The organism is Methylobacterium guangdongense (assembly GCF_038442355.1).
Lineage (GTDB): Bacteria > Pseudomonadota > Alphaproteobacteria > Rhizobiales > Beijerinckiaceae > Methylobacterium > Methylobacterium guangdongense.
This window is the reverse complement of record NZ_JBBXMX010000007.1, coordinates 96,054-111,086: the sequence shown is the minus strand read 5'-3', so window position 1 is coordinate 111,086 and position 15,033 is coordinate 96,054. Positions and strand designations below refer to the sequence as shown.

The window sequence follows — 15,033 nt, the reverse complement described above, 5'->3', positions numbered from 1 at the left end:
GCCGCAAGAGGCCCGTATGTCCGGGCGCGGCGTGTCGGCCACACCGGGCCGGAGGCCCAAACGGGCGGTCCTGCCGGGCGGTCCTGCGCGACCCGGCCATTGGACACTGCGGACGCGCTGCTATATCACCGGCAACAAGCTTGGCCAGAACGGCTGAGTATTGCTTTCAGGTGCCAATATGGTGTCGCGGATCGCTGTTCTAGGACTCGTCCTGCTCACGGCAACCGCCTGTTCCCGAATGCCCAACGTGCCGACCGCGTATAGCTCCCTGCCGGCCCTCACGGTGGAGCACGATGCCGGCCCGAAGGTTGTTGCGCGCCCGGCCGTCCCCGCGGCGGCCCTGCCGGTGATCCGCATCCCGGGCACCGCCCTGGCGCACGGCGCCGAGGGCCCGGACGAGGCCCAGGGCGCGCGCGTGAACCCCATGGATGTCCTGGCGGCCTCGACGCGGGCGCGGCTGGCTTGGCAGACCCTGCGTCCGACCGATATGGGGCGGCCGTCCTTCGTGGTGAACAGGGACGCCGTCGCGCGCCTGGGCGTGTTCGAAACGGGGGCGGTCGGCGGCAGGCCCGTCGCGCAGGCCGAGCCCCGCTCGTACAACCGCGAGGCGGCGATGCGACGCCTGGAGCAGGAAGGCTACCGCGCCGCCAAGCCGATATGCTCCGGTTGCTGAGGCGCGTCCAGGCGCTTCACCGGACCAACCCCACCCCCGAACTCCGCGAAGCCGGGGTCGGCCCGTCACGCGGGGCCTTCCCCGGCGGACGCGCTTAGGCCGTCGGGACGCTTCGCAACGCCGGCTCGCACAGATCTCCCTGGCGCGTGTCGTCAGGCTCCGCAGACTGGTCGTCCGCCGCCGTCCGGCGCGCGGCCCGGGCCAGGGCGATCAGATCGGCGGCGGGTATCGGCGTCTCGTCCGAGACCGGGCCGATCCCGGCCAGCCACAGGCCGGGCGGCGTCGTCCGGACCCGGACGCGCTCGGCGCGTGCCTTCCGGCGACCGGCGCCTGAAGCGATGACAGTCTCCATGGGGCGTCCGCTTTCCGTCAGCGCGGACCGGGCTGTGGACGGGGTGTCGGCACGGTGATGGTGACCAGCTTGCCGGTGGTGGGATCGAGGATCGTCATGGGGCGCTCCTGCGGCAGGCCGCCATCGCAGCCCCGAAATGTGGTTTAACCTTGGCCGTCTGGGGGTGTATTCACAGTTTTCGCGGAGTTTGTACCGCGAATGCGTCCCGTGATTTCTGAATAGACGCCTAAATTTCCGTCTCCGTACGGAACCTGACACGGATCGACGCGCGCGACGCGCTCCCTGTTCCGTCCGGACGAGGGACCCGCCCTACACCGACATCCAGCGGAGCACGTCGGCCTCGACCATGTCGGCCCGGGGCCCGGCCAGCACCACCTGCCCGCGATCCATTACGGCGTAGGAATCGCAGAGATCGCGGGCCCATTCGAAATACTGCTCCACCAGCACGATTCCCATCTCGCCCTTGCCGCGGAGATAGGTGATCGCCCGGCCGATATCCTTGATGATCGAGGGCTGGATGCCCTCCGTGGGCTCGTCGAGCACGAGGAGCTTCGGCCGGGTCACCAGCGCCCGGGCGATGGCGAGCTGCTGCTGCTGGCCGCCCGAGAGATCGCCACCGCGCCGGTGCAGCATGTCCTTGAGCACCGGGAACAGGTCGTAGATCTCCCCCGGAACGTGGCGGTCCCGGCGCTTCAGCGGGGCGAAACCGGTCTCCAGGTTCTCCTTCACGGTGAGCAGCGGGAAGATTTCGCGGCCCTGGGGCACGAAGGCGATCCCGGCCCGCGCCCGGTCGTAGGGGGCAAGCCCCTGGATCGGGCGGCCGTCGAGGCGGATCGCCCCGGAGCGCACCGGCTGCTGGCCGACGATCGCCCGCAGCAGCGAGGTCTTGCCGACGCCGTTGCGGCCCAGCACCGTCGTCACCTGCCCGGCCTCGGCCGTGAGCGAGACGCCGCGGAGCGCCTGGGCGGCGCCGTAATAGAGGTCAATCCCCTCGACGCTCAGCATGGGGTTTCACCATCGGAGTGTGAGGGCAAACACAGGGATTCCAAAGGGCTCAGCCCTTTGGTGGGGTGTCGGGGTGAAACCCCGGCAAACAGCTCTCCGGCCCCTTCCGGGGCTGGAGAGCTGTTCTGCGGGGCTCTGCCCTGCACCCGCAAAAGGTCTCGACCTTTTGAAACCCTGATCGTGGTCATCGGCCGAGATACACCTCGACCACCCGCGGGTCGGCCGAGACCGCGTCGATCGAGCCCTCGGCCAGCACCGCGCCCTCGTGCAGGCAGGTGACCCGGCAGCCGAGGTCGCGGACGAAGTGCATGTCGTGCTCGACCACGAGGACGGCGTGCTCGCCCGCGATCCGCCGCAGCAGCCGCGCCGTCTCGGCGGTCTCGGCGTCGGTCATGCCGGCCACCGGCTCGTCGACCAGCAGGAGCTTGGGGTCCTGCGCGAGCAGCATGCCGATCTCCAGCCACTGCTTCTGGCCGTGGCTGAGATCGGCCGCCGGCCGTCCGCGATGGGCCAGGAGGCCGACGGTCTCCAGCAGGGCGTCGATCCGCGCGGCCTCCACCCGGTTGCGCCAGCCGAACAGGGACGCGAAGGCCGCGCGCGGGCCCTTGAGGGCGAGCAGGATGTTGTCGGCCACCGTGTGGCTCTCGAACACGGTCGGCTTCTGGAACTTGCGGCCGATGCCGAGGTCGGCGATCGCCGGCTCGTCGCTCCTGAGCAGGTCGTGGGTGCCGTCGAACAGCGCGATGCCGCTGTCCGGCCGGGTCTTGCCGGTGATGCAGTCCATCATGGTGGTCTTGCCGGCGCCGTTCGGGCCGATGATCGCCCGCAACTCGCCGCGGGCCAGCGTCAGCGACAGGCCGCGCAGGGCCTTGTAGCCGTCGAAGGTCACCCGCAGGTCGTCGAGGTAGAGGAGCGCGTCCGTCTCCCGCTTCCGGTTGGCGGGACCGCGGGCCGCGGCATCCGGAGATTCGAGGAGGTCGGTGGTCATGCGCCCTGCCCTTGCTCGACGCGTTCCGGGGCGATCTCGGGTTCCGGCGGCAGCGTGGCGGCGGCGCGCCGGGAGCCGAGGCGCTCGATCGCGGTGCCGACGAGGCCGCGCGGCAGGAACAGCGTCACGACCACGAACAGGCCGCCCAGCGCGAACAGCCACGCGTCGGGCATCGCGCCGGTGAGCACGGTCTTGGCGTAGTTGACCAGCACGGCGCCCAGCGCCGCGCCGACCAGGGTGCCGCGCCCGCCCACCGCCACCCAGATCACCGTCTCGATGGAGTTGGTGGGGGCGAACTCCCCCGGGTTGATGATGCCGACCTGCGGCACGTAGAGGGCGCCGGCCACGCCCGCCATCATGGCCGAGACCGTGAAGGCCAGCGTCTTGAAGTGCTCCGGCCGGTAGCCGAGGAAGCGGGTGCGGCTCTCGGCATCGCGCACGGCGATCAGGATTTTTCCATACGCCGAGACCGTCATCACCCGGGCGATCAGATAGCCCAAAGCCAGCGCGATGCCGGTGGCGACGAAGATGCCCACGCGAAAACCCTGCGCCTGGACCGAAAATCCCAGAAGGTCCTTGAAGTCGGTGAGCCCGTTGTTGCCGCCGAGCCCCATGTCGTTGCGGAAGAAGGCGAGCATCAGCGCGTAGGTCAGCGCCTGGGTGATGATCGACAGGTAGACGCCCGTGACCCGCGACCGGAAGGCGAGCCAGCCGAACACGAAGGCGAGCAGGCCCGGCACCAGCAGCACCATCAGGGCCGCGAAGGCGAAGTGGTCGAACCCGTACCAGTACCAGGGCAGGGCCTTGTAGTTCAGGAACACCATGAAGTCGGGCAGGACCGGGTTGCCGTAGACGCCCCGGGACCCGATCTGGCGCATCAGGTACATACCCATCGCGTAGCCGCCCAGCGCGAAGAACGCCCCGTGGCCGAGCGAGAGGATGCCGCAATAGCCCCAGACGAGGTCGAGGCTCACCGCGAGCAGCGCGTAGGCGAGATACTTGCCGAACAGCGAGACGAGGTAGGTCGGCACGTGCAGGCCGGAACCCTCCGGCACCGCGAGGTTCAGCACCGGCACGGCGAGGCAGAACGCGGCCAGGACGGCGAGGAAGATCCAGCCCTTCCGGTCGATCAGGGGGGGGCGGGGGGTCATGCGGCGGATCCCGAGGACGCAACGCGTGTCCCCTCCCCCTTGCGGGGAGGGGTAGGGGTGGGGGTGGTCCCGGATCGAGCGCGGCGGTGCCTTCTGCACCACCCCCACCCTCGGTCCCTCCCCGCAAGGGGGAGGGAAGGACGCGGCACCCTCACGATTCCACCGCCCGGCCCTTGAGCGCGAACAGGCCGCGCGGGCGCTTCTGGATGAACAGGATGATAAAGATCAGGAGCCCGATCTTGGCCAGCACCGCGCCGATATACGGCTCGGCGAGCTTGTTCACGACGCCGAGCGTCAGCGCCGCCACCAGCGTCCCCCAGAGGTTGCCGACGCCGCCGAACACCACCACGAGGAACGAGTCGATGATGTAGCCCTGGCCGAGATTGGGCGAGACGTTGTCGATCTGCGAGAGGGCGACGCCCGCCATCCCGGCGATGCCGGAGCCGAGCCCGAAGGTCAGCGCGTCGACGTAGGGCGTGCGGATGCCCATCGCGGCGGCCATGCGCCGGTTCTGGGTCACCGCCCGGGTCTTCAGGCCGAACGACGTCTTCCGCAGGACGAAGAGCAGCCCGAGGAACACGGCCAGCGCGAACGCGATGATCCACATCCGGCCCCAGGTGATCGACAGGCCGTAGAAATCGAAGGCGCCGCTCATGAAGGCGGGGGCGCCGACCTCGCGGTTGGTCGGACCGAAGATCGAGCGCACACCCTGCTGCAGCGCGAGGCTGACCCCGAAGGTGGCGAGCAGCGTCTCCAGCGGGCGCCCGTACAGGAAGCGGATGATGAACCGCTCGATCAGCACGCCGACGAGGCCGGCGACCAGGAACGCGCAGGGGATGCTGATCGCCAGCGACCAGCCGAACAGGGCCGGCGCCTTTGTGCGGATCAGCTCCTGCACAAGGTATGTCGTGTAGGCGCCGAGCATCACCATCTCGCCGTGCGCCATGTTGATCACGCCCATCACCCCGAAGGTGATGGCGAGCCCGATGGCGGCGAGCAGCAGGACCGAGCCCAGCGAGATCCCGTACCAGACGTTCTGGAGGGCGCCGAGGATCGCGAGCCGCGTCTCGATCGCCGCGATGCCCCGGGCGGCGGCATTGCGCACCGCCTCGCTCGGATCCGCCGCCAGACCGCGCAGGATGCCCATCGCGTCGCCATCGCCCCGGGCCTGGATGGCGGGAATTGCGGCAATCCGGTCGGTCTCCGCGGTGCCGGGCCTGGCGAGCAGCACGGCGGCGCGGGCCTCGGTCAGCGCCTGCCGGACGCCCGGATTGGTCTCGCGGGCCAACGCCGCGTCGAGGGCCGGCAGCGCCGCGGCGTCCCGGGCCTTGAACACCGCGTCGGCCGCGGCGTGGCGCTTGCCCGGGTCGGGGCTCGCGAGGTCGAGCTGCCCGCGGGCGGCCTCGATCGCGCGGCGGACCCGGTTGTTGGCACGCACGGGCTTGAGGTCGGGGCTGTCGGCGGCGGCGGCGCCGGTCTTGGCATCCACGACGGCGCTGCCCTGTCGGATCAGCAGGGTCTTGTCCGGGCTCACCAGCAGCCGGCCGTCCGACAGGGCCGCGAGGATCGCGTCGGCGCGCGGGTCGCCCGAGGCGGCGAGGCCGGAGACGCCGGCCTCGATCTCGGCATAGCCGTCGCCAGCGAGCTGGCCGTAGGGATCGGCGGTCTGGGCGAGCGCCGGGGCGGCCAGCAGCAGGAACAGGAGGGTGAGGAGACGGAGCATGGCACTTCTGGCGCGACCGGACTCTCCTCCCCCGTGCGGGGAGGAGCCGGAGGTGGGGGTGGTGCAGGATCGAGCGTGGCGGTGCCTCTTGCACCACCCCCACCCCTACCCCTCCCCGCAAGGGGGAGGGGAGACGCGGGTTACGCGCCGCCGCAGCTCTTGGTCTTGGTGTTGTAGTTGCCGCACTTGAGCTTGTCCCAGTCGGCCTCGAGGTCCTTCGAGCCCTCGAGCTGCTTCGACCACGCCTCGCCGGGGATCAGCGTGTCGGTCTTCCACACCACGTCGAACTGGCCGTTCGCCTCGATCTCGCCGATGAAGACCGGCTTGGTGATGTGGTGGTTCGGCAGCATCGTCGCGGTGCCGCCCGTGAGGTTCTTCTGCTCGATGCCCGGCAGCGCGTCGATCACCTTGTCGGGGTCGGTGGTGCCGGCCTTCTCGACCGCCTTCACCCACATGTTGAAGCCGATGTAGCTGGCCTCCATCGGGTCATTGGTGACGGCCTTCGGGTTCTTCTTGAACGCCTGCCACTTCTTGATGAAGGCCTCGTTCTCCGGGGTCTTGATCGACTCGAAGTAGTTCCAGGCGGCCAAGTGCCCGACCAGCGGCTTGGCGTCGATGCCGGCGAGCTCCTCCTCGCCCACCGAGAAGGCGACCACCGGGATGTCGGTCGCCTTGATGCCCTGGTTGCCGAGCTCCTTGTAGAACGGCACGTTGGCGTCGCCGTTGATGGTCGAGACCACGGCGGTCTTCTTGCCGGCCGAGCCGAACGCCTTGATCTTCGACACCTCGGTCTGCCAGTCCGAGAAGCCGAACGGCGTGTAGTTGATCAGGATGTCCTCGTCCTTGACGCCCTTGGACTTGAGGTAGGCTTCGAGGATCTTGTTGGTGGTGCGCGGGTAGACGTAGTCGGTCCCCTCCAGCACCCAGCGCTTGGCGCCGCCGCCATCCTCCGACATCAGGTAGTCGACCGCCGGGATCGCCTGCTGGTTCGGGGCGGCGCCGGTGTAGAACACGTTGCGCTCGCTCTCCTCGCCCTCGTACTGGACGGGGTAGAACAGGATGTTGTCGAGTTCCTTGAACACCGGCAGCACGGATTTGCGCGACACGCTGGTCCAGCAGCCGAACACGGCCGCGACCTTATCCTTGCTGATCAGCTCGCGGGCCTTCTCGGCGAAGAGCGGCCAGTTCGAGGCCGGGTCGACCACCACCGGCTCCAGCTTCTTGCCGAGCACGCCGCCCTTGGCGTTCTGCTCGGCGATGAGCATCAGCATCACGTCCTTGAGGGTCGTCTCCGAGATCGCCATCGTGCCCGACAGCGAGTGCAGGATGCCGATCTTGATGGTCTCCTGCGCCCGGGCGGCGCCCGCCCCCAGCGTGCTCATCGCGAGCCCGGCGGCCAGCGCGGCGGCTGACGCCCAAGGTCCAAATGCTTTCACGCCAAATGCTTTCACGGCGGTGCCCTTCGTCGTCTTCGTTGAGACGTTTGAAGGCAGGCAAGTCGTGTGCCACATATTTAGGCACTGGCGTCCGCGGGCTCGCGCTTCAGGGACGCTCGCCGCCCGTCCGCGGGGGCTCGACCGCGTGAGTCCGGTGCAGGACGGCCGGTTACGTCCGAATCCAGACGGATTGGCCGCCGAAAACTAACCTATTCGATACTGCTGCGCGGTGGGGTGTGGAACAGTGGGCATCATCCGCCTGGACATCGGGATGCTGGTGATCGGAAGAGGACACGTGCTTCTGCCCGAATCCGGAGGAGCCCCATGGCGCTGCCCCAGCAATCTGCCGTCCGAAACCGCCTGCTCGCCGCCCTGACGCCGGACGCGTTCGGCCGCCTCGCCCCCGCGCTGGAGCCGGTGCCGCTGCCCCTGCACGAGGTGCTGATCGCGCCCCGGGAACCGATCACGCAGGCCTACTTCGTCGAGGAGGGTCTCGTCTCCCTGGTGGCCGATACCCGCGAAGGGCGCATCGAGATCGGCCTCACGGGCCGGGAGGGGTTCGTGGGCGTGCCGCTGGCGCTGGGCGCCGAGACCACGCCCCATACGGCGATCGTCCAGGCCGGCGGCGAGGCGTTGCGCATCGCGGCCGATGTCCTGCACGCGGCGCTCGACGCGAGCGCGGACCTGCGCCGGGTGCTGGGACGCTACGTGCAGAGCCTGATCGTGCAGGTGGGCCAGACCGTCTACGCCAACGCCGACCTCACCGTGGAGGCGCGCCTCGCCCGGTGGATCCTCATGACCCACGACCGGCTGGAGCAGGACGAACTGCCCCTGACGCATGAGGTTCTGTCGAAGATGCTCGGCGTGCGCCGCCCCACCGTGACGATGGCGACCCACACGCTGGAGGGGGCCGGCATGATCCGGGCGCGGCGCGGGCGGATCACGGTGGTCGACCGCGTGAAGCTGGAGGGTCTGGCGGGGGCGATCTACGGGGCCGCGGTGTAGCGGACCCGCGCATGTCCGTTGAAGGATAGACGCGAAGGGTTCCGCTTCTCTCCCTCCCCCCTCTGCGGGGGAGGGTGGCCCCTGCGTCAGCAGGGGTCGGGAGAGGGGAGCCCGGGTTCAGGAAAGAGCGGCGAGCTTCAGGAAGGCCGGCGCTCTGTTCTGCGCCGTCGCTCCCCCCTTGCGGGACTTCGTCCCGACCCGACCCGCTTCGCGGGCCACCCTCCCCCGCAGAGGGAGGAGGGAGAACCCTGCGCTCAAACCGGAAATCCGGTTTTCAGTTCGCCGCGCCCCCATCCGGTCAGCCCAGCCGCACCCGCCAGATCTCCTCGGCGTATTCCCGCATCGCCCGATCGGAGGAGAACCACGCCATCCGGGCGGTGTTGCGGATCGCCTTGGCCCACCAGCCGCGGGGATCGCGCCACGCGGCGTCGATCGACCGCTGCACCCGCCAGTAATCGTCGAAATCGGCGGTGAGCAGGTACTGGTCGCGCCGGCGCAGGTCGTCGGTGAGCGGCCGGAACCGCCCCGGCTCCTCCGGCGAGAACCGCCCGGAGGCGATCATGTCGAGGGCCGCCGCCAGACGCGGCGAGGCCTGGATCGCCCGGGCCGCGTAGTCCGGCTCGGCCTGCCGGGCGCGGACCCCGTCGGCCTCCAGGCCGAAGATGAAGATGTTCTCCGCCCCGACATGGTCGCGGATCTCGATGTTGGCGCCGTCGAGCGTCCCCACCGTGAGCGCGCCGTTGAGGGCGAACTTCATGTTGCCGGTGCCCGAGGCCTCCAGGCCGGCGGTCGAGATCTGCTCCGACAGGTCGGCGGCCGGGATGATCGCCTCGGCGAGGCTCACCGAGTAGTTCGGCAGGAACACCACCTTCAGCCGGTCGGCGACCTCGGGGTCGTCGTTGACCGTCTTGGCGATGTCGCAGGCGAGCTTGATGATCAGCTTGGCCCGCACGTAGCTCGGCGCCGCCTTGCCGGCGAAGATCTTCACCCGGGGCGTCCAGTCCCGGTGCGGCTCGGCCTTGATCGCCTGATAGAGCGCCACCGTCTCGACGACGTTGAGCAGCTGGCGCTTGTACTCGTGGATGCGCTTCACCTGCACGTCGAACAGGGCGGCCGGATCGATGTCGATGCCGGTGCGCTCGGCCACGATCTTGGCCAGGGCCTCCTTGCGCTCCCGGCGCACCGCCGCGTAGCGCGCCACGAAGGCCGGATCCTCGGCATGGGCCTCCAGGCCGCGCAGCAGCTCCGGATCGTCGAGGACGCCCGCCCCCACCGTCTCGACGGCGAGCCGGGTGAGGCCCGGATTGGCGTTGTGGAACCAGCGGCGGAAGGTGATCCCGTTGGTCTTGTTGACGATCTTGTCGGTATCGAGCGCGTGCAGGTCGGAGAAGACCGTGGAGCGCATCAGGTCGGTGTGCAGCGCCGAGACGCCGTTGACCCGGCGCGCGCCGTGGAAGGCGAGGTGCCCCATGCGGACCCGGCGGCCGTTCGACTCGTCGATCAGCGAGATCGAGGCGAGGTAGGCGGCATCGTCCGACGATCCCTGGCGGCCGTGCTTCGACTGCTCCTCCAGGTGCATCCAGTTGATCAGGTAGATGATCTGCATGTGGCGCGGCAGCAGCCGCTCCATCAGCTCCACCGGCCAGGTCTCCAGCGCCTCGGGCAGGAGGGTGTGGTTGGTGTAGTGCAGCGTGTTGGTGGTGACGTGCCACGCATCCTCCCAGGGGAGGCCATGCTCGTCGATGAGCAGGCGCATCAGCTCCGGCACCGCGATCGCCGGGTGCGTGTCGTTGAGCTGGATCGCCGCGTGGTCGGCCAGGGAGCGGACGTCGCCGCGCTCGGCCACGTGGCGGGCCAGGAGATCCTGGAGCGAGGCCGCGGTGAAGAAGTATTCCTGGCGCAGGCGCAGCTCCTGGCCCTCGGCCGAGCTGTCGCTCGGATAGAGCACCCGCGAGATCGCCTCCGCGCGCATCCGGGCCGCCACCGCGCCGACATGGTCGCCGCCGTTGAACCGGGCGAGGTCGATCGGCTCGCCGGCCTCGGCCTTCCACAGGCGGAGCGCGTTGACGTGGCGTCCGCGCCAGCCGGGCACCGGCACGTCATGGGCCACCGCCCGCACGATCTCGGCCGGCTGCCAGTGCCGCCGGATCACCCCCTCCGCGGAGGACGACATCGTGACGGTGCCGCCGAAGCCGATTGCGTAGGCGGCCTCCGGCCGGGCGAATTCCCAGGGGTTGCCCTCGGCGAGCCAGGTCTCCGGCGCCTCGCGCTGCCAGCCGTCCTCGAAGGATTGCCGGAACAGGCCATGGTCGTAGCGGATGCCGTAGCCCATGGCCGGGATGCCGATGCTGGCCATGCTCTCCATGAAGCAGGCGGCGAGCCGACCCAGGCCGCCGTTGCCGAGCGCCGCGTCGGGCTCCGCATCCTCGATGGCGCCGAGATCGACGCCGAGGTCCTTGAGGGCCGCCCGGGCGGTCTCGGTCAGGCCCAGGTTGTTCAGCGCGTCCGACATCAGCCGGCCGATCAGGAATTCCAACGACAGGTAGTAGACGCGCTTGTTCGGCACGCCGCGCTGGGCCTCCATGCAGGCCGCCACGATCCGGTCGCGCAGGGCCAGCGCGGTCGCCGCGAACCAGTCGCGCGGGCGCGCCGTCTCGGGGGAACGCCCCAACCCGAAGGTGAGCTTGGCGCGGATCGATTCCCGCAGGTCCACCACCGCGTCGCCGCTTGCGGAGAGCGTCGGGACAGTCCAAGACGCGGGCGCCGAAACCTCAGGTGCGTGCGTGTCGCAGGACGAATCCTGGCGGGCGGTATCCCGAGGTCCGGGCCGGATCAGAACGTCATTCAACACGTGCGGGTCCCCCAAAGTCTATGTCCCGGATCGTTGCCGGGGAAATCGTGGGCCGATTATCTCTTGTGATGGATTGCCGCCTCATGAACGGGCGGCAAACCGTGCCCCGAAGCGACCGACTGTGCGGGCGGCTTCCGGCGAAGTCGTGGCAGCGCTGCGCCTTTGCGGCGCACGGGCACGACACGGGAGATATGGCACGCCCTCGTGACATTCCAGTCACACCCGCCGGGTAGGCAGTTTGCAGCGCCGGTGGTCGGCGGGCGGGTCGGCCCCTAGCTGCTGGGCGGCAACGCGAGGGGCTGAGGCATGACCGAGACCGTCTGGTGGAAGCGCGGGACCGTCTATCAGGTCTATCCCCGCTCCTTTCAGGACACGAACGGCGACGGAGTCGGCGACCTGCCGGGCATCACGGCGCGGCTCGACTACCTCGCCTGGCTCGGGGTCGACGCGGTGTGGATCTCGCCGGTCTTCCCCTCCCCCATGGCGGATTTCGGCTACGACGTGGCCGATTATTGCGGGATCGACCCGCTGTTCGGCACGCTCGCGGAATTCGACGCGCTGATCGCCGAGGCCCATCGGCGCAAGCTGAAGGTGATCCTCGACTTCGTGCCCAACCACTCGTCGATCGCGCATCCCTGGTTCGCCGAGAGCCGGTCGTCGCGCACGAACCCGAAGCGGGACTGGTACATCTGGCGCGATCCCGGCCCCGACGGCGGCCCGCCCAACAACTGGGTGTCGAACTTCGGCGGCCCGGCCTGGACGCGCGATGAGGCCACCGGCCAGTATTACTACCACGCCTTCCTGCGGGAGCAGCCGGACCTGAACTGGCGCAACCCCGCGGTGCGGGAGGCGATGCACGACGTGCTCCGGTTCTGGCTGGACCGCGGCGTCGACGGGTTCCGGGTCGACGTGATCTGGCACCTGATGAAGGATGCGGGATTCCGCGACAATCCGGCCAACCCCGATTACACGCCGGGGGCACCGGAGATCACCCGGTTCCAGCAGGTCTACTCCGCCGACCGGCCGGAGATCTTCGACGTCATCGCCGGGATGCGGGATGTCCTGCGGGCCTACGGCGAGCGGGTGCTGATCGGCGAGATCTACCTGCCGGTGGAGCGGCTCGTCGCCTATTACGGGCCGGACCTCACCGGCGCCGACCTGCCGTTCAACTTCCAGCTGATCCAGACCCCGTGGCGGGCCGAGGCGGTGGCCGAGCTCGTGGCGCGCTACGAGGCGGCCCTGCCCCCGGGCGGCTGGCCGAACTGGGTGCTGGGCAACCACGACCAGCCGCGCATCGCCGCCCGGGTGGGGGAGGCCCAGGCCCGCATCGCCGCGATGCTGCTCCTGACGCTTCGGGGCACGCCGACCCTCTATTACGGCGACGAGATCGGGCTCGGCCACGTACCGATCCCGCCGGGGCGCGCGCAGGACCCTTGGGAGCGCAACGAGCCCGGGCACGGCCGCGACCCGGAGCGCACGCCGATGCAGTGGGACGACGGCCCGAACGCCGGCTTCTCCGCGGCCGAGCCCTGGCTGCCGCTCTCGGAGGATTGGGCGACCCGCAACGTCGAGGGCCAGCGCTCGGACCCGGCCTCGATGCTCACCCTGCACCGGCGCCTGCTCGCCCTGCGCCGCGACCACGCGGCCCTGGCGGTCGGCGATTATCGCGGCGTGGAATCGGGGGCCGCGGAGGTGTTCGCCTACGAGCGGTTCGCGGGTGATGCGGTTCTGCGCGTGGTGCTGAATTTCGCTGCAACGCCCCAGACCCTGCCGCTGCCGGAGGGCGACTGGACTCTGCTGCTCTCGACGCGGGCGGGCCGCGCCGGCGATTCGGTCCGCGCAAGCCTCGCCCTGGCGCCGGCCGAGGGCGTGATCCTGCGCCGCGCCTGAACGCCCGCCGCGACCCGAATAGAAGCTTTGTGATCCGGAAAGACGCCTTCCGCCTGCGACGCATGCCGCATTGCACTACGCCGTAACCAAAGTTTAAGGGTGCGGGTGGCCTATTTTGTGCGTCGCAGCGGAACCGTCGCGGCGGAGGAGCGTTATCTGTGGTTGAGATCGTGACAGCCGTGTCTGCCCGATCGACTGCCAGACCGGGGCATCCCGCCCGGCCAGGATCAAGATCGATGCTCGATGCGCGCGGCGGTGGGTCCCTCGCGGAGTGGTCGTCCGGCGGGGGCGACGACACGCGGCCCTTCACCCAGGCGGCCCGACCGGCCTCGCTGCGCCGCCGCATCCTCTACGCCACCCCCGAGATGGCCGACTTCGTGAAGACCGGCGGCCTCGGCGAGGTCTCGGCCGCCCTGCCCCGGGCCCTGGTGCCGCATTACGACATCCGCGTGCTGATCCCCGGCTACCGGCAGGTGCGGGCGGCGTTTCCCGAAATCCCGGTGGTGGCACGCCTTGAGGGCTTCGCGGGCGTTCCGCCCTGCGACCTCGGCCTGGTCGAGGCGGCCGACGGCCTGCGCATCTACGTCCTTCTGAGCCCCGACCTCTACGAGCGCGACGGCACGCCCTACGGCGACCAGCACGGCGATTTCGGCGACAACGACCTGCGCTTCGCCCGCCTCAGCCTCGCGGCGGCGGACCTCGCCGCCGGCGCCGATCCCGACTGGGCGGCCGACCTGCTGCACCTCAACGACTGGCAGGCGGCGCTCGCCCCCGCCTATCTCGCATGGCGTGGCCGGCGGGTGCCGAGTGTGCTGACGATCCACAACCTCGCCTATCAGGGCCTGTTTCCCCGGGACGCCCTGCCCCGGCTCGGCGTGCCGGATTCCGCCTTCCAGGTGGACGGCGCCGAGTTCTACGGACAGCTCTCCTTCCTGAAGGCCGGGATCTTCTACGCCTCGCAGGTCACCACGGTGAGCGAGACCTACGCGCGGGAGATCCAGACCCCCGAGTTGGGCTGCGGCCTCGACGGGCTCTTGCGCACCCGTGCCGGACAGGGCCGGCTCGCCGGCATCCTCAACGGCATCGACGAGACCTGGGATCCGAGCACCGATCCGCACCTCGCCACGCGGTTCGAGGTCGACGACTGGAAGGGCAAGCGCGCCAATGCCGAGGCGGTGCGCCGGCAATTCGGGCTGGCGGTCTCCCGCGGGCCGCTCTTCGCGATCGTGTCGCGCCTCGTGCACCAGAAGGGCATCGACCTGAGCCTCCAGGCGGCCGAGTCCATCGTGGCCGGGGGCGGCCAGCTCGTGGTGATCGGCCAGGGCGAGGGCCGGTTCGAGCAGGCCCTGCAGGGGCTCGCGAGGCGTCACCCGGACGCGGTCGGCGTGCATGTCGGCTTCGAGGAGGCGCAGGCCCGGCGGATGTTCGCGGGCAGCGACTTCCTGCTGATGCCCTCGCGCTTCGAGCCCTGTGGCCTCGCCCAGATGTACGCGCAGCGCTTCGGCTCCCTGCCGATCGTGCGGCGCACCGGGGGCCTGGCCGACACGGTCGAGGACGGGGTGACGGGCTTCACCTTCGCGGAGCCGTCGGCCTCCTCCTTCGGGGCGGCGGTGCGGCGGGCGCTGGAGGCGTTCGGCCAGAAGAAGCGCCTGAACGCCATGCGGCGCCGGGCGATGTCGGCCCGCTTCGGCTGGGATCAGGCCGCCGACAACTATGCCGGGCTCTACGGCCGGGCGATCGGCAACAGCGTCGGGCTGCGCTGGCGGATGGCGTAGGGATTTCTCCGCCGACCTTTTCCCGGGCGCATGCAGCGTCAGCGGAATGCGCCCCGGGAGCCAGCACAAGACGTCGCGAAGCGCCCGACTCGATCAACCTGTGCCGCTTGCGCGGCGCTTTGTGTGCTGGATCCCGGATCAGGTTCTGCTGGCGCTCCACCTGTCCGGGAAAGGGCGCGCATCA

The 15,033-nt window shown here is 70.0% G+C and carries 11 protein-coding genes; 4 read left to right on the top strand and 7 right to left on the bottom strand.

What is annotated here, in order from left to right; all coding sequences use genetic code 11:
* The first annotated feature begins 247 nt into the window (after positions 1-247).
* Entirely contained in the window at positions 248-673 is a 426-nt protein-coding gene (locus AAHG09_RS15420) for a hypothetical protein (protein ID WP_342108280.1), read from the top strand.
* 94 nt (positions 674-767) lie between these two features.
* Here the strand turns inward: AAHG09_RS15420 and AAHG09_RS15415 are convergent, their stop codons facing one another.
* The 6 genes from AAHG09_RS15415 to urtA all read right to left on the bottom strand — a co-directional run bounded on the left by AAHG09_RS15415 (position 768) and on the right by urtA (position 7,274).
* Positions 768-1,025 carry a hypothetical protein gene (locus AAHG09_RS15415; RefSeq protein WP_342108279.1) on the bottom strand — a complete coding sequence of 86 codons (258 nt, stop codon included), beginning with the start codon at positions 1,023-1,025 and terminating at the stop codon, positions 768-770.
* A gap of 309 nt (positions 1,026-1,334) precedes the next feature.
* Positions 1,335-2,030 (bottom strand): urea ABC transporter ATP-binding subunit UrtE, encoded by a 696-nt coding sequence (urtE, locus tag AAHG09_RS15410; RefSeq protein ID WP_342108278.1) that lies wholly within the window; start codon positions 2,028-2,030, stop codon positions 1,335-1,337.
* 184 nt (positions 2,031-2,214) lie between these two features.
* Positions 2,215-3,018, bottom strand: a complete 804-nt coding sequence (urtD, locus tag AAHG09_RS15405; protein WP_182592930.1) for an urea ABC transporter ATP-binding protein UrtD — start codon at positions 3,016-3,018, stop codon at positions 2,215-2,217.
* On the bottom strand, positions 3,015-4,169 hold the full coding sequence (urtC, locus tag AAHG09_RS15400; RefSeq protein WP_342108276.1) for an urea ABC transporter permease subunit UrtC: 1,155 nt from the start codon (positions 4,167-4,169) through the stop codon (positions 3,015-3,017). Before urtC ends, urtD begins: the two co-directional genes overlap by 4 nt.
* 151 nt (positions 4,170-4,320) lie before the next feature.
* Positions 4,321-5,892 carry an urea ABC transporter permease subunit UrtB gene (urtB, locus tag AAHG09_RS15395; RefSeq protein WP_342108274.1) on the bottom strand — a complete coding sequence of 524 codons (1,572 nt, stop codon included), beginning with the start codon at positions 5,890-5,892 and terminating at the stop codon, positions 4,321-4,323.
* A gap of 140 nt (positions 5,893-6,032) precedes the next feature.
* On the bottom strand, positions 6,033-7,274 hold the full coding sequence (gene urtA / locus AAHG09_RS15390) for an urea ABC transporter substrate-binding protein (protein WP_342108273.1): 1,242 nt from the start codon (positions 7,272-7,274) through the stop codon (positions 6,033-6,035).
* Between the two features lie 378 nt (positions 7,275-7,652).
* On the opposite strand from urtA, the gene AAHG09_RS15385 reads away from it, so the two are divergent.
* Complete coding sequence (locus AAHG09_RS15385; RefSeq protein WP_342108272.1) at positions 7,653-8,333, top strand: Crp/Fnr family transcriptional regulator; 681 nt, start codon at positions 7,653-7,655, stop codon at positions 8,331-8,333.
* Between the two features lie 298 nt (positions 8,334-8,631).
* On the opposite strand, the gene AAHG09_RS15380 is transcribed toward AAHG09_RS15385, so the two are convergent.
* The gene (locus AAHG09_RS15380) at positions 8,632-11,046 is read right to left on the bottom strand and encodes a glycogen/starch/alpha-glucan phosphorylase (RefSeq protein ID WP_412760045.1); all 2,415 of its coding nucleotides are present in this window, start codon (positions 11,044-11,046) and stop codon (positions 8,632-8,634) included.
* Positions 11,047-11,490: 444 nt separating this feature from the next.
* Between AAHG09_RS15380 and AAHG09_RS15375 the strand changes: the two genes are divergently transcribed.
* Together AAHG09_RS15375 and glgA are read left to right on the top strand one after the other, a co-directional pair.
* Positions 11,491-13,074 (top strand): alpha-amylase family glycosyl hydrolase, encoded by a 1,584-nt coding sequence (locus AAHG09_RS15375; protein ID WP_342108268.1) that lies wholly within the window; start codon positions 11,491-11,493, stop codon positions 13,072-13,074.
* 236 nt (positions 13,075-13,310) lie between these two features.
* Positions 13,311-14,849: a glycogen synthase GlgA gene (gene glgA, locus AAHG09_RS15370; protein ID WP_342108267.1), complete on the top strand. Its 1,539-nt coding sequence runs from the start codon at positions 13,311-13,313 to the stop codon at positions 14,847-14,849.
* The last annotated feature ends 184 nt before the right edge of the window (positions 14,850-15,033 follow it).